Below are 24,186 nucleotides of genomic sequence, written 5' to 3' on the forward strand. Positions count from 1 at the left end.
CTATCATTGGTATGTATGGAGGCGAGGGGAGTCGAACCCCTGTCCGAAGATAACGACAACACAAGTTTCTACGGGTGTAGTTACAGTTTTAATGTCGGCAAAGCAAACGCCCCGTAACCGGCTTTCGCTATGCCCAGCCTGATTGTCTTCTTCAGCACACCCCAGGCGGAGATGTGACAGCGTATCCCACTAAAGTTGAGCCCTCATCCCGGTACATGGGCGATACAGAGCGAGAGCACGCGTGCAGGTTATTAAGCTGCTACAGCGTAAGAAGTTTGTTGTTTGCCAGTTATTATGGCTTTAGCGTTGATGAAGTGGACGCGTCCCCACTACCCGCTACTCATGCCCGAACTATCCCCGTCGAATCCAAAGAACGCCCCCTTATGTGGAGAAATGCCGATGCGCTAAGCACCTGACGTTTCCGCCAAAAAGGGTACCTGGATTAGATCTAAAGATGATTCAGCCACAGTAGTCAATCAAACGTTCGCATTCCTTCCCTCCAAAGAAAGAATGCCGTCTACTGCATGCTGTTGTCAAAGAGTCAATCTTGCCTTACATCAAATAGTATATCACAAACTGCATCAAAATGATATATATAATGCAGGTAACACAGCTAAAACATGCCACTCGAAAAGCCAACTTGCTTCCTCAACGCACAATCTTCTGCTTCTCCCGCAGTGCCCGCTGGATATCGCGCTGCGCGTCCTTCTTCGCAGCATCCGCACGCTTGTCGTACTGCTTCTTACCTTTGCCGAGGCCCAGCAGCAGCTTGGCATAACCGTTGCGGATATAGATTTTAAGCGGAACGATCGTATATCCTTCCTGCTTGGATTGACCTAGCAGCTTACGGATCTGTTCTTTGTGCAGCAGCAGCTTCCGCGCACGCGTCGGGTCGGATGGATTGCTCCGGTTCCCTTGCTCAAACGGGCTGATGTGCATATTGTGAATGTGGATCTCGCCATTGCGAATTGTCGCAAACGCGTCGCCAATATTGGCACGGCCGTTACGGATCGACTTGATCTCGGTCCCGGTCAGAACCATCCCCGCTTCGTACGTATCTTCTATGAAGTAATCATGGGAAGCTTTCTTGTTCTGGGCCAGAACCTTCCCGTCACTCTTCTTACCCATGGTCTCACTCCTTGTCATGAGCAGTAAATGGAAAAAGGACTCCCGGCAGACCGCCGAAAAAATGCAATCTCACCAGAAGTCCATTGTATCAAACGTTGGCCTGCTTACGCAAGGCGGGGCAAGCGTTCCGCTCTGAATATCGAATGGCAAAATCGGCAGCCATGATTCTAAGGCCATGAGCACCGAAGAGGGACTTCAAGATTAAATGAGTATCCCCTTCCCATTCATCATAACTGTGTTCACAGTGCTGGTCCTATAGGGATGTCAAAACGCTTGCCGTCCGCCCCAGCCCTACTTTTTCTTCTTCCTCACAAAAGCGGCTGTGCCGTTCCCGCCTTTGCTCTTCCGCTTGCGCCGTCCGCCGCCGCCTGAGGCATCGCCATCAGGGCCGGCTGGCCCACTGCCCGGCGTCGGTCCTTCGCCGATAAAGATGCCGCTGCGCGACGTCTTCTTCCGGCGGCCCTTGCCGCCTCCGCCGCCCGAGCGGGCGTTGCGGTCAAAGCCAAGGGCCCCGCCGCCGGCGGAGCTGTAGCCGCCCTTGCCGGAGCCGAACGCGAAGCTGCGCGTCTCCGTGCCTTCGGCGGCCTCTCCGCCGCCGCGCTTCCCGCCGGCACGGCCGCCCTGGCCGCCGGCGCTGCCCTCGCGGCGCCCTGCCGGCGCGCCGCCTTCTGCCGCGGCGCTGCGCTTGCCGCGGCCCTTGCCCCCGCGGGCTGCGCCATCGCGGGCGCCAAACCCGCGGCCACCGGCTCCGCCGCGGTCGCCGCCGCCAGTACCGCCGCCGCGGCCTTGCCGGCGCGGCTTCATATCCACCATCTCAAAATCGATGGTGTGCTCATCCATATTCACCTTCGCCACGCGCACCTTGACGTCATTGCCGATGCGGAACACCTTCGATGTCCGCTCCCCGATCAGCGCCATGTGGCCTTCGTCGAAGTGGTAATAATCGTCGGTCAGCGCGCTGAGCCGAATCAGGCCTTCCACCGTATTCTCCAGCTCGATGAACATCCCGAAGCTGGTCACGCTGCTGATAATGCCCTCGAATTCCTCGCCGACCTTATCCAGCATGAACTCGGCCTTCTTCAGGGCCTCGGTGTCACGCTCAGCATCAACGGCGACGCGCTCGCGCTCCGAGGATTGCTGAGCGATGTCGGCCATGCGGGCCGCGAGCTGCTCATGCCGCTGCTCGCTCAGCGTTCCGCCGCTCTCCAGCACCTCCCGGATCACCCGGTGAATGACCAGGTCCGGGTAACGGCGAATCGGTGACGTGAAGTGGGAATAGTACTCGGCCGCCAGACCAAAATGGCCGGTGCTCTCCGAATCGTACTTCGCCTGCTTCATCGAACGGAGCATCATCGTGCTGAGCACCGTCTGCTCTTTCGTGCCGTGGATGTCGTCCAGCAAGCTTTGCAGGGCACGCGGATGAATCTGATTGCCGCGCCCTTTCACATGGTGGCCGAAATTCGCGGCAAACGCCATGAAGTTCTGCAGCTTCTCCGGATCCGGATCCTCGTGGATTCGGTAGATGAATGGCACCTTCAGCCAGTGGAAATGCTCAGCCACCGTTTCGTTGGCGGCCAGCATGAATTCCTCGATAATCTGCTCCGCGATGGAGCGCTCCCGTTTGACGATATCGATCGGCTTGCCATTTTCATCGACAATGACCTTGGACTCCACAAAGTCAAAATCGACCGCGCCCCGCCGCATCCGGCGGTTCCGCAGCTTCAGCGCCAGCTCCTGCATCAGGCGGAAATCCTCCACCAGATCGCTGTAACGCTCGATCAGCTCCGGATCCTCGTCGACCAGAATTTTACGCACATTGTTGTACGTCATCCGTTCCTTCGTCCGAATCACGCTTGTGAAAATATCGTGCTTCACGACCTTCATCTGCTCATTGAATTCCATGACGCAGGACATCGTGAGACGGTCCACCTGCGGATTCAAGCTGCAAATGCCGTTGGACAAGCGGTGCGGCAGCATCGGAATGACCCGGTCTACCAGGTAGACGCTGCACCCGCGGTTGTACGCTTCCTTGTCCAGCTCGGAATGCTCGCGCACGTAATAGCTCACGTCGGCAATATGCACGCCCAGACGGTAATGGCCATTCGGCAGGCGTTCCACGTTGACCGCGTCGTCCAAGTCCTTCGCATCCTCGCCGTCAATCGTGACGATATTTAAGCTGCGAAGATCCCGCCGGCCCTGCTGGACGATTTCTTCTTCCGTAATGGAATCCGGCGCAGCATCCGCCTCGGCCAGCACCTCTTCCGGAAAGCCTTCCGGCAGCTGATGCTTACGGATAATCGACAGGATGTCGACGCCCGGATCATCCTTGTGGCCCAAAATCTCCACAACCTCGCCCTCGGCCGCCGTCCGTCCCTCCGGATAGCTCACCAGCTTGACGACGACCTTCACGCCGTCCACGGCGCCGTTCATCGCATGCTTCGGTATAAAAATATCCCGGTTAATCCGCTTATCATCCGGCAGGACAAAACCATACGCCTCGTGATTTTGGAAGACGCCCACCACTTGGGTGACGGCGCGGGTGACGATGCGGACAACCTCGCCTTCCATTTTGCCGCCCTCGCTATGCTGCGAGCTAATGCGAACCAGCACCGTATCGCCGTTCATGGCGCTCTTCAGGTCGTTCGCATGAATGTACACATCGGGATGCTCCCGGTCATCCGGAATCAGAAACGCAAAACCCTTCGGATGCGCCTGCAGGCGCCCGCGCAGCAAAGACATCCGCTCCGGCACGCCGTAGCGCTGGGTGCTGGTCAGAATGATTTTTCCGGACTGCTCCAGATCGTTCAACAGCTTTAAAAACTCCCTGAAATCATGAGCATCCTCAATCGCAAAATGCTGCTCCAATTCCTGGTACGTCATCGGTTTGTATGCAGTTTCCCGCATAAAATCGAGTAAAATTTGTTCCGTTATCATGATTATCACCTCGGGGAACCTGCGAATTCATTCGTTCCTCTATCCATTCTTTGCCTACATATACACATACCCTAGTATACACGAATTTAATCCGCGGTATCCTTCGAAATCCCCCCAAAGATCACCATTCGCCCAAGGCATATAAAAAAGCCCCCGCTCTTCCAGAGTGAAAAGCGAGGGCCGTATTACCATTATTTCAACATCGCAACAACAATCGCCAAGATCATGAATCCTGCCGCCAAACCAACGGTAATGCGCTGCAGCACGAGATCCATACCGCGAGCCTTCGTTTTGCCAAACAGATGTTCCGCACCGCCGGAGATGGCACCGGCAAGACCTGCACTTTTCCCTTTCTGGAGAAGAACAACCGTAATCAACCCGATGGAGAAAATGACGAGCAGCACTTCGAACAATACAACCATGACTTCCACCTCCTACGCGTATGTAAACATCAGATTTATAATCGAATTAAAAGGTTCAAAATTCTGATGAAAAACAGCATTATTATTGTACCATAGCTTATTCTGACTGACAAGGCATTACCAACCGTCTCTAGTGGTCGGATCAAATGTTTGGATTTAAGAGATTCAAGTGATTTACAAGAGAAGGCAGAATTCCAAGAATGCAACCAAATGAAAGATTCAAGTACCAGCTAAGATTCGATTCCATATTCGAAGATTGTGAGCGATAATAAGTGAATACGAGAAATTCAACGATGCGAAACGTTTATCTAACTGTGTATCGCAACAAAGCCTCCTAGAGCTTGCCACTACCTGGCTTCAGCAAAAAAACAGCCTGCCCTCCCCACCCTTAGGAGACGGCAGACCGCTCTTCATCCATTTCCTTCATTTCACTCGGAATGATCCGGTGCTAATGGCAACCAGCTCGCCCTTGGCATCGGTAATTTTACATTCCGTCGTTACCGAACGGCGCGTCTGATGAACGATTCGGGCCGTTACCGTGAGGACACCCTCCCGGGCCGGCATGACAAAATGCACGTTCAGGTTGCTGGTCACCGTCGACTCGCCGGGACGCTCCAGCATGACGGCGATGCCCATAGCATTATCCATGAGCGAGGAGAGGACACCGCCATGCACGATCCCCATCATATTCATATGATGAGGCTGCGCATCCAGGGTGACGACAACCGCTTCCGGGGTAGCGGAAGCCAGCTTACAGCCGAGATATCCCCAAAAGGTAGGCTCCGCCGCCTTGGTCATGGCCTCCATGTAGGCCTCCCGGTCAAACGCCGGCTGTCCGGCCTTCGGATCCTGGCTCGTATCGGCTTTATGCATAAGGCCGCCTCCTTATATCGAATTTATGGTACGGCATACTTACGATATTCAACGTTTAAGGTACCCCATCTTCCGATTTTCAACGTTGCCTACTCATCGTTTACAAATGATGCCTTCTGAACGATCGGCGGAAAATCGCCGGCGACAAGCGGGGAGTGACCTCAGTGGGTCATCCAAAGGGCATGGCTGGTCGCCGAGAGCGTCGACGCTAAGCATCGTGCAGCAGTCATCCTTACACCGCGCCGGGAGTGGCACGCGGTAAGAGGAGAAGCTACGTCTTGTCGACCGATGCATGCCCGCAGCGCCTGCACCTAACTTCTCCATCTTATGCTTCAGCCTGTCGGTCTGCCTTCCTCCTCTTCCTCCAGCAGCTTGCGGCGAAGCACCTTGCCGACCATCGTCTTCGGCAGGGCATCGCGGAATACGAACTGCCGCGGAACCTTATAAGCAGCCAACTGGCTGCGGCAAAACTTTTCCAATCCCGAAGGATCCGGAGCCGCTCCATCTTTGAGCACGATGTAAGCTTTGACCGTCTCGCCGCGGTAATCGTCCTTGGTGCCGACCACCACGGCCTCCTTGACGGAAGGATGCTCATACAACACTTCCTCGATCTCCCTCGGATAGATATTGTAACCGCTTGCAATAATCATATCCTTCTTGCGGTCGATGATCGTAAAATAACCTTCCTCGTCCATCGTCGCCATATCCCCGGTAAACAGCCAACCGTTGCGGATCGTATCGAAGGTCTCCTCCGGCCGGTTCCAATAGCCCTTCATAACCTGAGGGCCCTTCACAATGAGCTCGCCCGGCTCGCCGACCGGCATTTCCTCCCCGGTCTCCGGGTCGACCACTTTGGCTTCCGTATCGGGTATCGGAATACCGATCGTCCCGATCTTGCGTCTTCCCCAGATCGGATTCGCGTGGGTCACCGGCGAGGCTTCCGTCAATCCGTAGCCCTCGATCAGCCGTCCCTTCGTCAGCTCCTCGAACTTATCCTGCACCTCGACCGGGAGCGCGGCAGAGCCGCTGATGCAGGCATTAATGGAAGACAAATCGTATTCCTGAATCCGCGGATGATTGATCAGCGCAATATACATGGTGGGCGCGCCGGGGAAGAGCGTGGGCTTTACTTTTCTGATTAACTCCAGGATCATCGCCACTTCGAATTTAGGGACCAGAATCAGCATGCCGGCACGGTACACCGCCTGATTCAGCAGCACCGTCAGCCCGAATACGTGAAAACACGGCAGCGCGGCCATATACCGCTCCCTCCCGTCCTCTACCTGGTAACACCAGTTCGCAGACTGGACCGTATTGGCCACCAAATTCAGATGCGTCAGCATGACGCCCTTGGGCGTCCCCGTCGTGCCGCCGGTATACTGCAGCAGTGCCAAATCCCTTTCCGCATCCACGCTTTCGCAGATTGGATCGTTAGGCGATGCGGCCAGCAGCTGTTTAAATGCATGCACCCGGCTGCCATAATGGACGACCGGGAGAGGGCCTGCCTGCTTCGCTTTGATCGGATAGAGCAGATTCTTCGGGAACGGTAGATAGTCCTTCACCGACGTTACGATGATATGCTCAAGCTTCGTCTCCTCTATTACCTTCTCCACCCGGGAAACGAACATATCCATCGTGATGATGATTTTGGCACCGGAGTCCTTCATCTGATAGGCGATTTCCCGCTCCATATAGAGCGGATTGGTCATGACGCACACCGCTCCGGCGAGCAGCGCGCCATAGTACGAGATGACGACCTGCGGACAATTGGGCAGCATGATCGCCACCCGGTCTCCCTTCTTCACGCCCTTGCTGCGGAGCGCATTTGCCATGCGGTAGGCGGAGTCCAGCAAGCTTTGGTAGCTGATCGTTTTCCCCATAAAATACATCGCCGGCTTCCGGGGATATTTCTGTGCCGACGTCACGAGAAACAACGCCAAATTCTGTTTCGGATAATCAAAAGCGGGGGCTACTTCCGGCGGATAAAACTGCAGCCAAGGCTTTGTATCCATACAAAACCAACCCTTTCCTAAGGAATGCTTCTTCCTTTCCTACTCCAAGAAAAAACCTGTCTCTTTTGTTAAGCTCCAAAAAAATCCGGTATAGATCACCCCCGCACATCCCGGGAGGAACGGTTTAGGTCGTGCACTTGCTTGGGCTGTCCGCTGTCTTAGAATGTCCGCGTACTCTGAATGTCTGGACATCGGTTGGCCCGGATTATCGAACCGCTTTGGTCCGGTCTCCGAGTCGTACGCCCCTTCTGGATGTTCGCACGACTTGACTCCTCCCTGCGTTTATGCGGGACGGGAACCCTATGAACTCGTTCACAGTGTTCTCCGTTATCCGCAATCTGCGCAATGAGCTTCAGGGTGATCCGCCGGAAGATTTGGATACCTTGTTAATATGCCGGCAGCAGTATGGGCGCAACGTTACTTACACCGTATACCGCTCGTTTTTGACGATGCGGGCTGCAATGCTGCGCTTCAGCGCTACCGTATCGACCGGGCTGGTGCGGGTCAGCTTTTTCAATACCGACAGCTGCATGCGCAGCATATCGCCGGTTTCCACCGAGGCCAGCGTTTCTTTGGCGAGCGCCTCGATGCGTTGGAACGCTTCATACGCAAATACCTGCGTCATCTCGATCATGCCGGCCGCTTTTTCTTCCGATGTACGAGCGATATGCTTCTTGGTGCGCAGCAGGGCGCTTTCGAGCGCAAAAATATCAATCATCATGTCCGCCAGATTGGATAATAACTCCTGTTCCTTCTCGAGCTTGGTCCCGAATTTTTGAACCGCAAGGCCGCCGGCGAGCAGGAAAATCTTTTTGCTCATATCCAGGAAATGGGCTTCCTGCTCCAGCGTACCCTCAAACGTTTGGCCAGGAACGATCTGCAGCAGTTCATTTTGCAGGCCTTGCGCTTTTTGCAGCAGCGCGATTTCACCCTTCATGGCTTTTTTCACGAGCGTTCCCGGGATGAGCAGGCGGTTAATCTCGTTCGTGCCCTCGAAAATGCGGTTGATGCGGGAATCACGGTAGATCCGCTCCACCTTGTACTCCTGAATGTACCCGTACCCTCCGTGAATCTGAACCCCTTCGTCCGCTACAAAATCCAGCCCTTCCGAGCAAAATACCTTGTTGATCGAGCATTCGATGGCATAATCCGAGATTGCAGCGGCCGACAAGGCCCCTGCGTCCTCGCTGGCATAATCGATGTCCTGCAGCGCCTCGTCAAGCAGGCCGGCTGTGCGGTACACCATGCTCTCCATCACGAAGGTGGCAATGTTCATCTCGGCCAGCTTTTTGCGCATGAGCGGGAACTGGGAGATCGGGGTGTCGAACTGTTTGCGGGTATTTGCATATTTCGCGCTCAGCTCGATCGTTTCCTTCGCCGCGCCGACCGTACCGGCTGCCAATTTATACCGGCCGATATTCAGGATGTTGAAGGCGATGCGATGGCCTTTGCCGATTTCGCCCAGCAAATTCTCCTTCGGCACCTTCACATCCTCGAAGAAGAGCGGACGCGTCGAGGAGCCCTTGATGCCCATCTTCTTCTCTTCCGGTCCGAGCGTGAAGCCCTCCATCTCCTTCTCCACGATGAACGCGGTGAAATGCTCGCCGTCGATCTTGGCGTACACGATAAAGATATCCGCAAATCCGGCATTGGTAATATATAACTTCGATCCGTTCAAAATATAATATTCGCCGTCATCGGATAAACGTGCCGTCGTTTTGGCGCCGAGCGCGTCGGAGCCCGACGTCGGCTCGGTCAGACAGTAGGCCGCGAGTTTGGCCCCGCTGGCCAGGTCCGGCAGGTACTTCTTCTTCTGCTCCGCCGTGCCGAAGAACACGATCGGCAGCGTCCCGATGCCGACGTGCGCCCCGAAGGACAGGGCGAAGGACGAGCCCTTGGCCAGCGCTTCGCTGATGATCGTGGAGCTCACTTTATCCAGCCCGACGCCGCCGAACGGCTCCGGCACGTCAGCGCCCAGCAGTCCGAGCTCCCCGGACTTGCGCAGCAAATCCACGGTCAGCTCGTAATTGAGCTTCTCCAGCTCCTCATCATGCGGCACCACTTCACCGTCGATGAAGCCCCGGACTGTGTCGCCGATCATTTTATGCTCCTCGGTGAAATCCTCCGGGGTCAGGATGCGCTGGACGTCCAGGTTATCGATAATATAGCTGCCGCCTTTGATTTTCGGTTCTTTCGTTTGGTTGTCGCTCATGGTTGGTTATGCTCCTTTCTGGAATGGGATTAGTGATTGTGTTGGTGCGTCTTCTGCGATGTTTAAGTCTGCTTCCTTAGATAGCGTCGCTTTGATGACTGATGTGGGTACTGCTCTGGTGTCCGCTGCGATGGCGGATTGTACTTCCTTAGATAGCGTCGCTTTGATGACTATTAGAATACTGCTCTGGTGTCCGCTCCGATGACGGATTGTACTTCCTGGTGTTCAGCTTAGAAGACTGGTGCGGTTGGTGTCCGCTACGATGGTGGATTGTACTTCCGATCGCTGTTAATTTCAGATTTCCTGAATGAACCCTAATAGGGTCGAAATCTGAAATTAAAGGCGAACACTTCGTTTCTCCAGTCCAATTCCGCCCTCTCCGCTGGGTAGGGCCGCCTCCCCCCCACAATCACTGTTGGTGGGGGGAAGGGCGCGGGTGCCCGGTCCGTATTCGGAGCGGGCACAGCGCTTGTTGGCTGTGTTCTGCTTCGAACACGGGTGCGGGGTACTGCTTCGATGACTGGTGCGGGTGTTGCTCCGGTGTCCGCTCCGATGACGGATTGTACTTCCGATCGCTCTTAATTTCAAATTTCCTGAATGACCCTTAGTGCGGTCGAAATATGAAATTAAAGGCGAACACTCCGTTTCTCCAGTCCAATTCCGCCCTCTCCGCTGGGTAGCCGCCCCCCCACAATCACTGTTGGTGGGGGGAAGGGCGCGGGTGCCCGGTCCGTGTTCGGAGCGGGCACAGCGCTTGTTGGCTGTGTTGGTGTCTGCTTAATGTGCTAATTAGCTCACTCACGCCCCGGCCGCGTGCACCTCGAACACCCCCGCGGCGCCCATACCGCCGCCGATGCACATGCTCACGACGCCGTAACCGCCGCCGCGGCGGGCCAGCTCGGACACAAGGCTGACCGTCAGCTTCGCTCCCGTGCAGCCGAGCGGGTGACCGAGGGCGATGGCTCCGCCATTGACATTGACTCTGCTCTCGTCAATGTCCAAGGCGCGGATGATGTGGAGACATTGCGAAGCGAATGCTTCGTTAATCTCGAACACATCCACCTCATCCAGCCCGATGCCCGCCATCCGGAGGGCCTTCGGAATGGCCTCCACCGGGCCCACGCCCATAATTTCGGGCTCGACGCCCGCCAAGGCGAAGGACCTGAAGGTCGCGAGCGGCTTAAGGCCGAGCGCTTCCGCCTTCTCGCGGCTCATGACCGCGACCGCCGCCGCGCCGTCGCTGGTCTGCGAGGCGTTCCCGGCGGTTACGGTCCCGCCGAGAGCAAAGGCAGGCCGCAATTTCGCCAGTACCTCCGGCGATGTGTCGGGACGTACGCCTTCATCCATATCGAAGGTGAAGGACTTGCTGCGCACCTTGCCCGATTCGTCTGCGGCTGCCAAGGACACGTTTACCGGTACGATCTCGTTCCGGAACTTCCCTTCCGCAATGGCAGCCGCTGCCTTGCGGTGACTGCTGGCCGCGAAGGCATCCTGCGCTTCGCGGGTAATTCCGAACCGGCGGGCAACCTCTTCCGCCGTATGCCCCATGCCGATGTACACCTCCGGCATTTCATCAACGATCGTCGGATGCGGAGCCGGCTTGAAGCCGGTCATCGGCACATGGCTCATGCTCTCGACGCCGCCGGCGATAATCACGTCGGCGTAACCGAGCATAATCCGTTCCGCTGCAAAGGCGATTGCCTGCAGGCCCGAGGAGCAGAACCGGTTCACCGTCAGGGCGGGAACCGTGACCGGATATCCCGCATACAACGAGATGATCCGGGCGACGTTTAATCCCTGCTCGCCTTCCGGCATCGCACAACCGAGGATGATATCCTCCACATCCTCCTTCTTGAGCCCCGGCGCGCGAGCTATGACGGCCTCCAGCACCGCCTTCCCCAGGTCCTCCACGCGCGTCTGGGCCAAACTCCCTTTCTTCGCTTTCCCCACCGGAGTTCGGGCAAGCGATACGATGACTGCTTCTCTCATGCCATCTTCACCTCGTCACCTTGAATTGGTTGGATATAATAGGACAACTTCTAACTTCATTTGCTAATCGGATTTGCCGACTAACATTCACAATCAGGACCTGAGGCACTGCTGGAAATCGAATGTTCGATGAACGTAATAAGACCAATTTGCAAGCAGCAACAGCATTTGATGAATGGCGGCGGATCACAGAGGAATTGCAGAGTAAAATCTAATCCCCAACGGAGTACCAACAACTCCCCTAGTTCCGCAGCGGCTTGCCCTTGGCGAGCATATGCTGCATGCGCTGCTGCGTCTTCGTCTCGCCGAGCAGGCTGAGGAACGCCTCGCGTTCCAGATCGAGCAGATGCTCCTCGCTGACGACGGTTCCGGCCGGCACGTCGCCGCCAGTCAAAATATGCGCCAGCTTCTTCGCAATCAGCAGATCGTGGTCGCTGATATATCCGCCTCGCTTCATGTCGATGGCGCCCATCTGGAGCACGGCGCGGCCGTCGCGGCCGACGACCCGGGCCTTGCCCGGCTGCGGCGGGACATAGCCGGCGCGATCAAGCTCGAGCACGGCCTGCTTGGCCTCATAGATTCGGTAGTCCTGATTCATGACCACCGTATCCGCCCCGCGGCCGTACATTTGAACCGCTTCATGGCCGCTGGTGGACGTCTTCGCCATCGCCACCATTTCAAACATGCGGTTAATCTCCGGCTGCGGATCGCTGCCCGGATCCGGGTAGCGGCTGCTAGCCAACAGGGCGAGCTCCTTGCAGCCCCCGCCGGCTGGAATCAGGCCGACACCGGTCTCTACCAGGCCGAAGTAGGTTTCGGCCGAGAAAATCATCCGGTCCGCCGGCAGGCACGCCTCCACGCCGCCGCCGAGCGTCATCCGATGCGGCGCTGCCACGACCGGCTTCTCCAGCCGTTTGAGCTTCATCATGCTGCCCTGGAACAGACGGATGATGTCATCCACCTCATCCCAATCACCGCTTTGGGCCTCCATCAGCATGAGCATCAGATTCGCCCCGACACAGAAATTGCGTCCTTCGTTAGCAAGAACCAACCCGCGGTAATTCGCCCGGACTTCCTCCACGCTCTGCTGGATCATGACCAGAATGTCCGCACCGATCGCATTGTTCGGTGACGTGAACTCCAGCAGTGCGACATCGTCCCCGATATCGATCAGATTTGCCCCCGTATTGGATCGGATCACCCGATTCTGTGCTTTGAGCGCCGATAGCGAGATCCGCTCCGGCTCTGCATCTACGGCTTTGTATTCACCCTTCAAATAATGGAACACCTGACCGTCCTTCGCTTGATAGAAGGTTTTATTCCCTGCGGCGATCCAGTCCTTGACCCAGGCCGGCACCGTCAGCCCCTCGGCTTCCATTCGCTGCACCGATTCCGGCAGGCCGATCAGATCCCAGGTCTCAAACGGCCCCAGCTCCCAGTTGAAGCCCCATTTCATGGCATTGTCGATCTCCTGGATGGAATCTGCAATTTCGCCCAGCTTCTCGGCGGAGTACACGAGTACCTGCTTCAGCACATTCCAGGCGAGCTCCGAGTAGCGGTCCTTCGTGCCGAGGAACGCCTTGATCTTCCGCTTAGCCCCCTTCACCGCCTTAGCCGCCTCAATGGATGCAGAGCTGATTTTAGCGCTCGGGTTATACTCCATCGTGGACAGATTCAGGGACAAAATGGTGCTGCCTTGATCTCCCTTTACTTTCTTATAAAAGCCCTGGCCGCCCTTCTCCCCGATCCATCCGCGGGATACGAGCTCATTCAGCACGTCAGGCACTGTAAATACGTCTCTCTCGTGCCCGTCCTGCACGTTGTCGTACACATTCTTCGCCACATGGACGAACGTATCGATTCCGACCAGATCGAGCGTGCGGAAGGTGGCGCTTTTCGGCCGTCCCAGCACGGGCCCGGTCGCCGCATCCACTTCCTCGACGGAGTAGCTGTTCTTTACCATTTCCTGCAGCGTGACGAGCAGGCCGTAGGTGCCGATGCGGTTCGAAATAAAATTCGGCGTATCCTTCGCCAGCACAACGCCTTTGCCAAGACGCTTCGTGCAGAAATCCACCATGAACTGCGTGATCTCGGGATCGGTATCAAACCCCGGAATGATCTCCAGCAGCTTCATATGGCGAGGGGGGTTGAAAAAATGCGTCCCCAGGAAATGCCTGCGGAATTCCTCGCCGCACTCCTCCGCCATCGCATTGACCGAGATCCCGGATGTATTGGTGCTAACGATCGCTCCTTCCTTGCGAACGCCTTCGATCGTCTTCAGAATGCTCTTCTTGATCTCCAGCCGCTCGGTGACGACCTCAATGATCCAGTCGGCCTCCTTCAGCTGGCTCAGGTGATCCTCCATATTCCCAGGCGTAATGCGGCTGACAAAATCGGCACGGTACAGCGGAGCGGTGCTTGATTTCGGCAGCGCGGCAACAGCCTTGGCCGCCAACCGGTTACGCACCTTCGGATGGTCCAGCGTGAGACCGGCCTTCTCCTCCTCCGGCGTCAGATCCTTTGGAACAATATCGAGCAGCAGGCAAGGGATGCCTGCATTGGCGAGATGGGCGGCAATGCCGGATCCCATCACGCCGGAGCCGATGACAGCGGCTTTGGTCATGTTTCGGCTAGCGACGCCGGAGCCTCTGACGGCTTCCCGGGTAGTGGTTTGATTCATTGCACAACGACCTCCTGTTCATGGATTTCGGATAGACCAAATACGGATAACTCCAAAATTTCCGCGATATCCCGCGTTCTTACGCTGTCCTCCACTTCCTTCAGCTTCGTGCCGTCCTCCAGCATCGTCAGGCAGTACGGGCAGGCCGAGCTGATCATCGTCGGCGAGACCGCCAGCGCCTGCTCGGTTCGCGCCAGATTGACGCGCTTGCCGGCATCCTCCTCCATCCACATCTGGCCGCCGCCGGCTCCGCAGCACATTCCGTTCTCGCGGGTGCGCTCCATCTCGAGCAGCTCCACGCCCGGAATCGCGCGAAGCACGTTTCGCGGCTGGTCATAGACGTCGTTATACCGGCCGAGGTAGCAGGAATCGTGGTAGGTGATTTTTTCCCGGATCGGATGCTTCGGCGTAAGCCGGCCTTCCTTCACCAGCTGATCCAGCAGCTCCGTGTGATGGAGGACTTCAGCCGTAAGCCCGAATTCCGGATATTCGTTTTTGAAAATATTGAAGGTATGCGGACAAGCTGTGACGATTCGCTTCACATCGTACTTCTGGAACGTCTCGATGTTCTCCATGCACAGCTGCTGGAACAAAAATTCATTGCCCATCCGGCGCGGGGTATCGCCCGAATTCTTCTCCTCATTGCCGAGAATGGCGAAGTTCACGCCCGCTTCATTCATGAGCCGGACGAAGGCGCGGGTGATTTTGCGGCTCCGGTTGTCATAGGACCCCATGGAACCGACGAAGAACAGGATGTCGAAATCCGGATTTTCCTTCACGGTCGGAATGTTTAAATCCAACGTTCCTTCCGGATCAATCTCCTTCACCCATTTGCTGCGGTCAGCACGGCTGATGCCCCATGGATTGCCCTGGCGCTCGATGTTTTGCATGGCACGCTGCCCCTCCTGCGGCACACTGCCTTCCATCAGGACCAGATGCCGCCGTAGGTCAACGATTTTGTCAACGTGCTCGTTCGCGACCGGGCATTGATCCTCGCAATTCCGGCAGGTGGTGCAGGCCCATATCTCTTCCTCCGTCATGACCCCGCCGATCAGCTGGACATCCTTCGGATCCACGCCCTCAACCTGATGCCAGGAGCGCTTCTGGACCTCCATCGTCGGCCCGATATCGGTAATGCCCTCACCCTTCCAGCCGACCAGCGCCAGATCGGTGGCGGCCATTGTATGCACCCCGGCGGATCCAAACACCGAAGCCGGCATCCACGGCGACTTGGAGGTAAGCGCCGCCCCTTTCTCCGTCAGGTGGTCGCGCAGCTTCACGATCATGTGCATCGGCGACAGCAGCTTGCCGGTATTCGAGGCCGGACACACATTCGTGCACCGTCCGCACTCGACGCAGGCGTAGAAATCGAGCATTTGCTTCTGGGTGAAGTCCTCGATTTTGCCGACGCCAAACGACTCCGCCTCCTCTTCCTCCAGATCCAGCTTGCTGAGCTTGCCGGGAGGATCAGTACGACGGACCAGAATGTTGATCGGCGCCGTAATGAGGTGAAAATGCTTCGACTGCGGCACGTAGACTAAGAACGACAACAGAATGAGCAGATGGATCCACCAGAATGCGAAATAACATACCGTGACCGCCGTAGAAGGCATCCAGGCAAACGCAGCGGCAATGCTTGAGGAGATCGGCGCCAATGCCGACCAGGGAAGATCTTCCCGCAGCCGCTCGAATGCCATCGTCAGCAGTACGGAAACCATCAGCGAGGTAATGAAGAAAATAACGATGCTCGGCTTCCATCCGCGCTTCAGCCGCTTCAGCTTTTCGCCGTACCGCCGGTATGCCGCATAGCCGATCGCGAGCAGAATGAGGGCCACCGTAATCTCCTGCATCAGGATGAAGCCCGCATACCCCGGAATCGGAAGTCCGTGCCCTGACAGGCCCTTCCATATAATGTCGATCGCGCCAAACTGCAAGATGATGAATCCATAAAAAACGATAAAGTGCATGATCCCGCTCTTGCGGTCCTTGAACAGCTTGCTATGGCCGAACACTTGAATCGCAAATTGGCTCAAGCGCTCCTTCAAATCCTTTTTCAAATTCGCCGGCTTTCCCAAACGGATGTACAGGTATCGGCGATACACCACGCTCGCGAACATATATACCGCCCAGCCTGTGATTCCAACAAAGAGCACGGCGTTGATCAGATCAAGAATCATCCCTCTCAGCTCCTTGCGTTATTTTTCTTCCCCTGCTTGCCGCTCGGGCGATGTGGTTGGACTCTAAACCCGCCTCCTGAGCCGGAAGACTGCCAACAACGGAGATTGGTGTTGATCCAACTGGAAATCACTCTGCTTCGTAAAATCAGGCTGCCGTCACTCCTTCCGCTCATCCGCCCGTCCATGCGTGAATCGGGACAACATATGAAGCGCTTACATTCGAGGACTAAAAATAGACCTTCATACCTGCGCCCTGCCGACTTCTTCAAACCGAACTTGCTTGCGTTAGCTGCGTATCTAGATCCTTTAAACCGGTAATTGGCTTTGCCGATCCTTAAAGCTGCCTTTCGCTTTCACGGTTAAACTGCCGTCTGTTGCCCTAGTGATATGAACGTCTATAATTTGTGGTCCGAATACGCCCGCTTCATAAATTTCCCGGCCTCCATCAACCGGTCGTTGACAATGACATGAACGTATTTTATGATGGATACAAGAACTGAATGAGTATTCATTCATAATTTTAACTGTATTCTAACATCGGGGTGAGCATATGACAAGTAAAAAAAATGAGAAGTACCATCTGATCCTTCAAGGCGCCCTGAAAGTATTCGCCGAGAACGGCTACCACCGCTCCCAGGTGTCCAAGATCGCCAAGGCGGCCGGCGTAGCCGACGGTACCATCTATCTATACTTCAAGCGAAAGGAGGATATCTTGATCCGTCTGTTTCAGGAGAAGCTCGGCGAGCTCGTCGGAAAATTCCACGAAAGCGTGAAAGGAACGACCGACGCGGTGGAAGCGCTGCGGACCGTATGCAGCATTCATTTTTCCGAGCTGGAGAGCAATCCGGAGCTGGCTTATGTCACGCAGATCGAGCTGCGGCAGAGCGATCTCGAGCTTCGCAAGGAAATCGGCAATGCGCTTAAGCCCTATATTGTACTGATCGAGAATATCCTGGAGCAGGGTATCCAAGAGCAGAAGTTCCGCTCCGATCTTAACGTTAAGCTCGTGCGCAGCCTAATATTCGGAGCGATGGACGAAGCGGTAACCTCCTGGCTCATCTCGGGCCGCAAGTATTCCCTGTCCGATCAGGTGGGGGAGACGCTTGGATTTTTTCTGAACGGTGTGTCCAGCGGGCAATAAAACAAGTCCCGCTCATCATATTTTATGAAGGCAACCATTCGAAAGGAGAGCTGAGGCCGATGAAGATTGTAGTATTGCTGAAGCAAACATTTGACACCGAGGAGAAGATTGAGATTGAGAACGGGTCGATTGCCGAGGATGGCGTCAAATTCGTGATCAATCCGTATGACGAATATGCTGTGGAGGAAGCCGTGAAGCTCCGCGACGAGCATGGCGGCAGCGTAACCCTTCTCTCGGTCGGTCCGGACCGCACGTCGGAGGCTTTGCGGACCGCGCTTGCGATGGGTGCGGACGATGCGGTGCTCATCTCGGATAAACGGATTCCGGATGACGAATATGCCGTATCGAAAGTGCTCCATGCGTATTTGGCTAAAGAAACGCCGGATCTGATTCTAGGCGGCAACTTCTCGGTAGACCGGGGTTCGGGCCAAGTCGCGATCCGCCTTGCTGGATTGCTCGGCATAGCCCATGCCGGATCGATTACCAAGCTTACGATCAGCGGCAATAAGGCTGAAGTGCACCGGGACGCTGAGGGCGATCTCGAAGTGCTGGAGGTTCAGCTGCCAGCGATTTTCACCGCTCAGCAGGGCTTGAACGAGCCGCGTTACCCGTCGCTGCCGGGCATTATGAAAGCGAAGAAGAAGCCGTTTCAAACGCTGTCGCTGGATGATCTCGGTCTCTCCGAGGACGAGATCCGCCCGGCGACGAAGCAAAGCAATCTGTCCTTGCCGCCGGAGCGCAGCGCCGGACGCATTCTGAAGGGTGAGCCTGCCGAGGTGGCGCATGAGCTTGTTACGCTGCTAAGAACCGAGTCCAAGGTGATCTAGCTTTTTACGGGAAGACGGGGAGATTCTTCGCTCCTTACTTTTTTACGATACGTTGAATGCGGTTACACAGGGGCCGATCAAGCGCTTCCCCTTTCACTACGTATTCTGAGTGTATGGTTCACGGGATGTCCGTCATGCACGTATTTCGCAGGCCGAGCTCTAGGTTCGGGTGGTCGAAAATCTCTATCATTCACCATCTCGATCCACGGCCGAACTTTCTTTGAAGTTCAAACCCATGATCGATGCATGCCCTCTGATCAATCTATGCTTGACCCGTGTTTGTCTGATTGGCTCTTAACTTATTGATTTATCATCTCTTCATCCATCTCGATAGGGACCTAAGGAGGTTATGTTATGAGCAAAACGATACTGGTATACGCGGAAACCCGCGACGGGAAGCTGCGTCAGGTCGCCCTGGAAACGCTGGGGGCAGCCCGTCTGATCGCAGGTGACGGGGACAGCATCCGCATTCTCGTCGCTGGCTCGAACATTACGGAGGCCGTATCCGCGCTTAAGCCTTACGGCGGCGAAGTCATCTATACCGTTGAGCATGACGACCTGGAGCACTATAATCCCGACGCTTACATGGCGGCGATCGAAGCGGTGCTAGGCGTTGCGAAGCCGGATGCGGTTCTATTCGGACATACGGCGATCGGACGCGATCTCGCTCCGCTGGTGGCGGCTTCCATGAACGCCGGTCAAATCTCCGACGTAACCGCGATTGAGAATAACGGCGGCGAAGCGGTATTCACCCGTCCGCTCTATGCCGGCAAAGCGTTCGAGAAGCGGGTGTTCATAGACGGACCATGGGTGGTGACCATTCGGCCGAATAACATCCCGGCAGCCGAAGCTGTTGTGGGTGTGGACACGAGCATCGAGGATGTCGCCTTCCCTGCGCCTTCCCTCCGCTCCGTCGTTAAGGATGTCGTCCGCAAAACGACGGGAAAAATCGACCTCTCCGAGGCTAAAATCGTCGTCTCCGGCGGACGCGGCGTGAAGAGCGCTGACGGCTTCAAGCCGCTCGAGGAGCTGGCCGAGCTGCTTGGCGGCGCCGTCGGCGCTTCCCGGGGCGCATGCGATGCCGGATACTGCGATTATGCGCTCCAGATCGGGCAGACCGGCAAGGTGGTTACGCCGGAGATTTATATCGCTTGCGGCATCAGCGGCGCCATTCAGCACCTGGCGGGCATGAGCCAATCGCGGGTCATTATCGCGATCAACAAGGACCCGGAAGCGCCGATCTTCAAGGTAGCCGATTACGGCATCGTCGGCGACCTGTTCGATATCGTGCCGCTGCTCACCCAGGAATTCCGCAAGGTGCTGGTGTCTTAACCGGCCGAAGCAGCAGCGGCCAGCTCTTGAAGCCTGTCCGGCTTCTCCAGCTCAAAGAAGGTCGAGTTCCGATTCGGCATGCCGGATGACAGGACTCGACCTTTCTTTTTTTCATACATTCATATTCTATGTCGATCCGTCACTCCATTCAGGAGCTGAACCGTTTCAGCAGCTTCTGCTGATGAGCCCGAAATGCCTCCTCCAGCGATATATCATAGAGATCGGCCAGCAATGATATATTGCCAAGAACGTCGCCGATTTCCTCCACCAAATCCTGCTTCAGCCGCTCTTGAGACGACACTTCCTCGTCCGGCCGGTCTCTCCCGATTTCAAAAGCACGTACTGCCCTGGCGGCTTCCCCCGCCTCCTCCATCAGAAAACCGATTCGGATAAAAGGGCCGTGTTCAGTCCAGCCCCGCTCTCCGTAAAATTGCTTGATCCATTGCTGCGCTTCGTTCATGTCCACTGTCCAAATACCTCCGTGTTCTGGGCTGTAACCTGGGTCTTGAGCCGCTAAGTAGATACGCATTGCCCAAAGCCGATTCATTTCATGATTGAAACCGTGAGTGTTCTTGGCTTATTCATAAATTTTACATACAAGGGGAATCTTCTACCATGCGGTTTAACATAAGGCGAGTACGATATAAACATGCTCTAACTTGAAGAACACGAAGACATCGCTTTTTCGATCCATGACACCAATCACTATATATAGTATGATTACTCGAAGTTATTATCAACATCTGGTTAGGAGTGGCTGAATTGAAATCAATATGCGTATTTGCAGGCTCGAACATGGGGGAGCATCCGGATTATAAGACCCAAGCGGCAGCGCTCGGCGAACTGATTGCCCGAAAACAATACCGGCTGGTGTACGGGGGGTCGCGTGTCGGACTGATGGGCGAGGTGGCCAATACGGTGCTTGAGCTTGGCGGCGAGGTCATTGGGGTCATGCCCCGGGGATTATTTAAGGGCGAAATTGTACATACCGGACTAACTCAGCTGATTGAAGTTGCGGATATGCATGAGCGTAAGGCAACGATGGGGAAATATGCCGACGGCTTTATCGCTTTGCCTGGGGGCTTCGGAACCTTTGAGGAATTGTTCGAGGTGTTGTGCTGGTCTCAAATCGGGATTCACCAGAAGCCGATCGGGCTGCTGAATATCCGGAATTACTACGACCCGCTGATGAGCCTGGTCCAATCCAGCATTACCGCGGGCTTTGCAAATTCATCCCATTTGAATCTGATCAACATTTCCGACGATCCGATCAAGCTTCTTGAGCTGATGGAGAGCTATACGCCGCCTACGCTGGATATGAAGTGGAAGGATCTTGATTAAGTCGCGAGAGGTCCTTGGTTACATAAGAGGCTGACTCAAGTTTCCCCGAGGAATCTTGAGATACAGCCTCTTTTTGCATTGAATGCCAGAGTCGGCTCCCTCATTCAGAATGTATATTTAGCGTATAACTATCCATTGTGCGGCCATCAACGCCCAATGCTTCAATCGATATATGATCATGCAGCGCTTGATTTCCTACCTTCCATTCCAATGACCAGCCATCGGAACCATCGGTATCATAACCTATTATTTTACGTTCCTTCCCTGTCTCGGTACCTGTAGGAGCAATCCAGAACAGAACCGTATTCGTATGCTCCGCTTCCACCTTAAATGTCACGGTTTCCGTGTTTTCCGGAACGATGAACCAGTTGTCCTGTTCCTCTAGGGTTGTAGATACATTTGAAATTTTGGCTTGGGGCAGCTGTCTAGGCTGTGCTTCTTGATCTTCAGGTAGAGAATTCTGCGCCTGCTGTGGAGAACACGACCCTAAAACAAAGGTGCAGCAAAGAAATACAGCAACAGTCATCCATTTGATCACTTTCAAGAACCATTCACCTCACAGTTATACGAAAATCTTACTCCCACGCTTAAAACATCACCATAAAGAAAGGGAGCCGAATGTTGATCGGCCCCCTGGTTTCCTCATCTTGTTTTTCGAATCCGCAGCATGGAGTTGCCATTGATCATAAATTCATAGGACACCTGGTTCTCGGTCACTTCGAGACCTCCGCTTCCAAATCTTGAATCAATCGCTCCAGATGTTCATATCGGTTCCCCGATAAATCCGTGAGCGGAAAAATACGCACTTCCTCCGAAGTAACCCGAAGCAGTTCTCGGATCGTGTTTCGGTGAAAGTCATAGTCCAAACGATCGCTGTACATAAACAGAAAATGGGCGGATAACACCAGATCGAACTGTTCATCGCAAAATGGCAGCTCCGGCAGCACCGCAGCCACATACCGCTCCGGATGTGCTCTCATATCCGCAACACAGTCCCGGAGGGCTTGATGGCGATGACGGCTAACGCCCGCAACATCCCCGTAAAAGTCCCATACAAAGTTTCGCTTCGTCTGCTCCATGGATTCCATTGCGTGCGCGGTATCCTCCAGGCCCTTCCGCTCCAGATCCTCGATCCGATGATCGTAAGCGATATCGCTTGCGGTGACATCCAATCCGGCCGCTGCGGCATGCGCCGTAAAGGAGCATGCTCCGGCAGGGCAATCTAATATTTTCTTGCCTGCCAGCTCCTTTGCCTGCAGATCAAACATCTGCATATACTCCTCATAGGTCCGGCCGATAAACACCACCCGGTCCAATTCCAGCTTCGTCTTCCCTTGCCTCATCTCGTCTCTTCTCATCTCATCTCACCTCAGCTATGATCTTGGTGCGGATCCCGGCCATCCAAGCGCCATCTCCGCAAACCTATATTACCATATGATGGAATGGGTGGATATTAGCCATTTATCGATCGAAGCAAGCCGCAATGGTTCCTAACTCTCCACACTTCCCCTCTCTGACGCTCCTTACCCACTTCATATCCGAACTCCGGTGTTTAAGCTATACTCTTTTTATGTACGTATTCAATTTGAAAAAAGCCATATAAGGAGGGTCACACATATGCTGCCTTACCCTGCTCCCACGACAAGAGAGGAAAAAATGAAATTGGTCGCCCAAATCAAGGATCGGCTGCTTCAGCTTCATGGCGATGCCATTCTGGCGATCGGCCTGTACGGCTCGCTTGCCCAAGGGATCGACGGGCCTTACTCCGATATCGAGCTTCGGGTTATTACGAAGGATGGTTTCTCTCTTCCCGGGCATGAATTTATCTATCCCCCATTCAAAATCGAAATCGGAATGAAGCAAAAACGCGAAGCGATGCGCTCCGCGGCGACCGTTGACGATTCCTGGGCCATTAAGGCAGGCGCATATGCTCATTTGCAAGCAATCTATGATCCGGACCGGCTGCTCGATGAGATTCGCACACGGCCGATGCACATTTCCGACGAAGCAATTCGGGACGTAATGAGAGAATTTATGATTTGGGAGCCTTATGAAACGATGGGCAAAATCCGCAACAATAAATTGGCTGGCAATCACGGCTACCTGGCCCTCGGTGCCAAGGATCTGGCGTGGCAGAGCGCCAAGCTGATCGGGCTCGCCAACAAAACCTTCTATACTACCCGAGCCAGAACCTATGAGGAATCGCTTCAAATGCCATCTCGCCCATCGGGCTATGATGAGCTTATCGAATTGGTGACCCGCGGGCAGCTTCATGATTCGGAGCTGGTATATGAGCGCTGCGAGCATTTGTGGACTGGACTAAACGAATGGTTTGGGGAGATGGGCATCGAGTATAAGTTGGACAAGCTTCCTTTTTGATTGCCGTAGAAAAAACAGCATCACGAACAGCAGCTAATTGTTACACCGTTCCGTTACTCCTCCCTTTGCGTAAGGTTTCTGGTCTAGAGCATGCTTGAATGGCTGTCGATCTTATACTCCGTGCAGCCCCGGTGCTGCACGTCCCCCGCTTCACTCAGCTTTCTCGAATTAATCTCCTTTTTTTCGATGCTAAGTGAGTATTAACGACACAAAGGAAGAAAATGCTACAAAAATAAGGCTTAGGACCCTAACTTTCGATACTTATATATTATATGTTTAAGTAAATGTTAAATTTTCCAAATACATATCTGTTCTAGTTCGTACGAACATGGCAAACCCATTGAAAAATGGGGACGCAAAGCTATAGGGGCTAACGGATTTGCTATAGAGCAAATGCTAGTGCCAGCCAGCTGCCGAATACGACGGAGACCTCCGTCTGGTAGCGTTGCCTTTGGACGGGGGTTTCTTTAATTTTTAGATAAAATTTTTACTATTTTGATAGCTGGGGTTTCAAGCCCTGTCTATAGATAATGAACCTGCGAGGAGGGAAGGAGCTTTGGGGAGAAAAATTGATTAATACGTCGAAGGAGGGGTTGGAAAACCAGGCGATCAAGAAACATTCGCCGTGCAGCATAAGATTATGATTAGAGCCAACTAAAGTGTTCGATCTGCTCGAACATCACTCTGTAGTACATATACCCTGAGCTGCCTTTAAATTTACAATATCCCATCATTCATT

General features: G+C 54.8%; 16 protein-coding genes, 1 other RNA gene, 1 pseudogene and 1 riboswitch. Of the genes and pseudogenes, 5 read left to right on the forward strand and 13 right to left on the reverse strand.

What is annotated here, in order from left to right; translation table 11 throughout:
• Nucleotides 1-13: 13 nt before the first annotated feature.
• The 10 genes from ssrA to BBD41_RS13055 form a co-directional block, all read right to left on the reverse strand.
• Nucleotides 14-381: a transfer-messenger RNA gene (gene ssrA / locus BBD41_RS13010) on the reverse strand.
• A 267-nt stretch (nt 382-648) separates the two neighbouring features.
• Nucleotides 649-1,128 (reverse strand): SsrA-binding protein SmpB, encoded by a 480-nt coding sequence (smpB, locus tag BBD41_RS13015; protein WP_007132695.1) that lies wholly within the window; start codon nt 1,126-1,128, stop codon nt 649-651.
• 291 nt (nt 1,129-1,419) lie between these two features.
• Nucleotides 1,420-4,062: a ribonuclease R gene (gene rnr / locus BBD41_RS13020; RefSeq protein WP_099477847.1), complete on the reverse strand. Its 2,643-nt coding sequence runs from the start codon at nt 4,060-4,062 to the stop codon at nt 1,420-1,422.
• 191 nt (nt 4,063-4,253) lie between these two features.
• Nucleotides 4,254-4,484: a preprotein translocase subunit SecG gene (gene secG, locus BBD41_RS13025; protein WP_007132909.1), complete on the reverse strand. Its 231-nt coding sequence runs from the start codon at nt 4,482-4,484 to the stop codon at nt 4,254-4,256.
• A gap of 423 nt (nt 4,485-4,907) precedes the next feature.
• A complete protein-coding gene (locus BBD41_RS13030) occupies nt 4,908-5,357 on the reverse strand; it encodes a PaaI family thioesterase (protein WP_077570425.1) in 450 nt (149 codons plus the stop codon).
• A gap of 332 nt (nt 5,358-5,689) precedes the next feature.
• Nucleotides 5,690-7,369, reverse strand: a complete 1,680-nt coding sequence (locus tag BBD41_RS13035) for a long-chain-fatty-acid--CoA ligase (RefSeq protein WP_099477848.1) — start codon at nt 7,367-7,369, stop codon at nt 5,690-5,692.
• Nucleotides 7,370-7,790: 421 nt separating this feature from the next.
• Nucleotides 7,791-9,581, reverse strand: a complete 1,791-nt coding sequence (locus BBD41_RS13040) for an acyl-CoA dehydrogenase family protein (RefSeq protein ID WP_099477849.1) — start codon at nt 9,579-9,581, stop codon at nt 7,791-7,793.
• 798 nt (nt 9,582-10,379) lie between these two features.
• A complete protein-coding gene (locus tag BBD41_RS13045; protein WP_099477850.1) occupies nt 10,380-11,570 on the reverse strand; it encodes an acetyl-CoA C-acyltransferase in 1,191 nt (396 codons plus the stop codon).
• Between the two features lie 241 nt (nt 11,571-11,811).
• Nucleotides 11,812-14,250: a 3-hydroxyacyl-CoA dehydrogenase/enoyl-CoA hydratase family protein gene (locus tag BBD41_RS13050; protein ID WP_099477851.1), complete on the reverse strand. Its 2,439-nt coding sequence runs from the start codon at nt 14,248-14,250 to the stop codon at nt 11,812-11,814.
• A complete protein-coding gene (locus BBD41_RS13055) occupies nt 14,247-16,427 on the reverse strand; it encodes a (Fe-S)-binding protein (protein WP_099477852.1) in 2,181 nt (726 codons plus the stop codon). The genes BBD41_RS13050 and BBD41_RS13055 overlap by 4 nt, the downstream gene beginning before the upstream one ends.
• Before the next feature lie 550 nt (nt 16,428-16,977).
• On the opposite strand from BBD41_RS13055, the gene BBD41_RS13060 reads away from it, so the two are divergent.
• The 3 genes from BBD41_RS13060 to BBD41_RS13070 all read left to right on the forward strand — a co-directional run bounded on the left by BBD41_RS13060 (nt 16,978) and on the right by BBD41_RS13070 (nt 19,727).
• Nucleotides 16,978-17,568 carry a fatty acid metabolism transcriptional regulator FadR gene (locus BBD41_RS13060; protein WP_099477853.1) on the forward strand — a complete coding sequence of 197 codons (591 nt, stop codon included), beginning with the start codon at nt 16,978-16,980 and terminating at the stop codon, nt 17,566-17,568.
• A 59-nt stretch (nt 17,569-17,627) separates the two neighbouring features.
• Nucleotides 17,628-18,395 (forward strand): electron transfer flavoprotein subunit beta/FixA family protein, encoded by a 768-nt coding sequence (locus tag BBD41_RS13065; protein WP_099477854.1) that lies wholly within the window; start codon nt 17,628-17,630, stop codon nt 18,393-18,395.
• A 354-nt stretch (nt 18,396-18,749) separates the two neighbouring features.
• A complete protein-coding gene (locus BBD41_RS13070) occupies nt 18,750-19,727 on the forward strand; it encodes an electron transfer flavoprotein subunit alpha/FixB family protein (protein ID WP_099477855.1) in 978 nt (325 codons plus the stop codon).
• A 148-nt stretch (nt 19,728-19,875) separates the two neighbouring features.
• Here the strand turns inward: BBD41_RS13070 and BBD41_RS13075 are convergent, their stop codons facing one another.
• The gene (locus BBD41_RS13075; RefSeq protein WP_418304253.1) at nt 19,876-20,187 is read right to left on the reverse strand and encodes a MazG nucleotide pyrophosphohydrolase domain-containing protein; all 312 of its coding nucleotides are present in this window, start codon (nt 20,185-20,187) and stop codon (nt 19,876-19,878) included.
• Nucleotides 20,188-20,489: 302 nt separating this feature from the next.
• Between BBD41_RS13075 and BBD41_RS13080 the strand changes: the two genes are divergently transcribed.
• Nucleotides 20,490-21,068 (forward strand): LOG family protein, encoded by a 579-nt coding sequence (locus BBD41_RS13080; protein WP_077570445.1) that lies wholly within the window; start codon nt 20,490-20,492, stop codon nt 21,066-21,068.
• A gap of 100 nt (nt 21,069-21,168) precedes the next feature.
• Here BBD41_RS13080 and BBD41_RS13085 read toward each other — a convergent pair whose 3' ends face one another.
• Entirely contained in the window at nt 21,169-21,606 is a 438-nt protein-coding gene (locus BBD41_RS13085) for a hypothetical protein (RefSeq protein ID WP_237087106.1), read from the reverse strand.
• Nucleotides 21,607-21,710: 104 nt separating this feature from the next.
• A pseudogene (locus BBD41_RS13090) lies at nt 21,711-22,426 on the reverse strand (class I SAM-dependent methyltransferase).
• Between the two features lie 259 nt (nt 22,427-22,685).
• Between BBD41_RS13090 and BBD41_RS13095 the strand changes: the two are divergent.
• The gene (locus BBD41_RS13095) at nt 22,686-23,447 is read left to right on the forward strand and encodes a kanamycin nucleotidyltransferase C-terminal domain-containing protein (protein ID WP_077570451.1); all 762 of its coding nucleotides are present in this window, start codon (nt 22,686-22,688) and stop codon (nt 23,445-23,447) included.
• A 320-nt stretch (nt 23,448-23,767) separates the two neighbouring features.
• Nucleotides 23,768-23,865, forward strand: a riboswitch (cyclic di-GMP riboswitch).
• Nucleotides 23,866-24,186 lie beyond the last annotated feature (321 nt).

Source organism: Paenibacillus ihbetae (genome assembly GCF_002741055.1).
GTDB lineage: Bacteria > Bacillota > Bacilli > Paenibacillales > Paenibacillaceae > Paenibacillus_AQ > Paenibacillus_AQ ihbetae.

Excerpts from the sequence above, each read along its gene's own strand:
- smpB (WP_007132695.1), bottom strand. The coding sequence starts at position 1,128 with ATGGGTAAGAAGAGTGACGGGAAGGTTCTGGCCCAGAACAAGAAAGCT.
- rnr (WP_099477847.1), bottom strand. The coding sequence starts at position 4,062 with ATGATAACGGAACAAATTTTACTCGATTTTATGCGGGAAACTGCATAC.
- secG (WP_007132909.1), bottom strand. The coding sequence starts at position 4,484 with ATGGTTGTATTGTTCGAAGTGCTGCTCGTCATTTTCTCCATCGGGTTG.
- BBD41_RS13030 (WP_077570425.1), bottom strand. The coding sequence starts at position 5,357 with ATGCATAAAGCCGATACGAGCCAGGATCCGAAGGCCGGACAGCCGGCG.
- BBD41_RS13035 (WP_099477848.1), bottom strand. The coding sequence starts at position 7,369 with ATGGATACAAAGCCTTGGCTGCAGTTTTATCCGCCGGAAGTAGCCCCC.
- BBD41_RS13040 (WP_099477849.1), bottom strand. The coding sequence starts at position 9,581 with ATGAGCGACAACCAAACGAAAGAACCGAAAATCAAAGGCGGCAGCTAT.
- BBD41_RS13045 (WP_099477850.1), bottom strand. The coding sequence starts at position 11,570 with ATGAGAGAAGCAGTCATCGTATCGCTTGCCCGAACTCCGGTGGGGAAA.
- BBD41_RS13050 (WP_099477851.1), bottom strand. The coding sequence starts at position 14,250 with ATGAATCAAACCACTACCCGGGAAGCCGTCAGAGGCTCCGGCGTCGCT.
- BBD41_RS13055 (WP_099477852.1), bottom strand. The coding sequence starts at position 16,427 with ATGATTCTTGATCTGATCAACGCCGTGCTCTTTGTTGGAATCACAGGC.
- BBD41_RS13060 (WP_099477853.1), top strand. The coding sequence starts at position 16,978 with ATGACAAGTAAAAAAAATGAGAAGTACCATCTGATCCTTCAAGGCGCC.
- BBD41_RS13065 (WP_099477854.1), top strand. The coding sequence starts at position 17,628 with ATGAAGATTGTAGTATTGCTGAAGCAAACATTTGACACCGAGGAGAAG.
- BBD41_RS13070 (WP_099477855.1), top strand. The coding sequence starts at position 18,750 with ATGAGCAAAACGATACTGGTATACGCGGAAACCCGCGACGGGAAGCTG.
- BBD41_RS13075 (WP_418304253.1), bottom strand. The coding sequence starts at position 20,187 with ATGAACGAAGCGCAGCAATGGATCAAGCAATTTTACGGAGAGCGGGGC.
- BBD41_RS13095 (WP_077570451.1), top strand. The coding sequence starts at position 22,686 with ATGCTGCCTTACCCTGCTCCCACGACAAGAGAGGAAAAAATGAAATTG.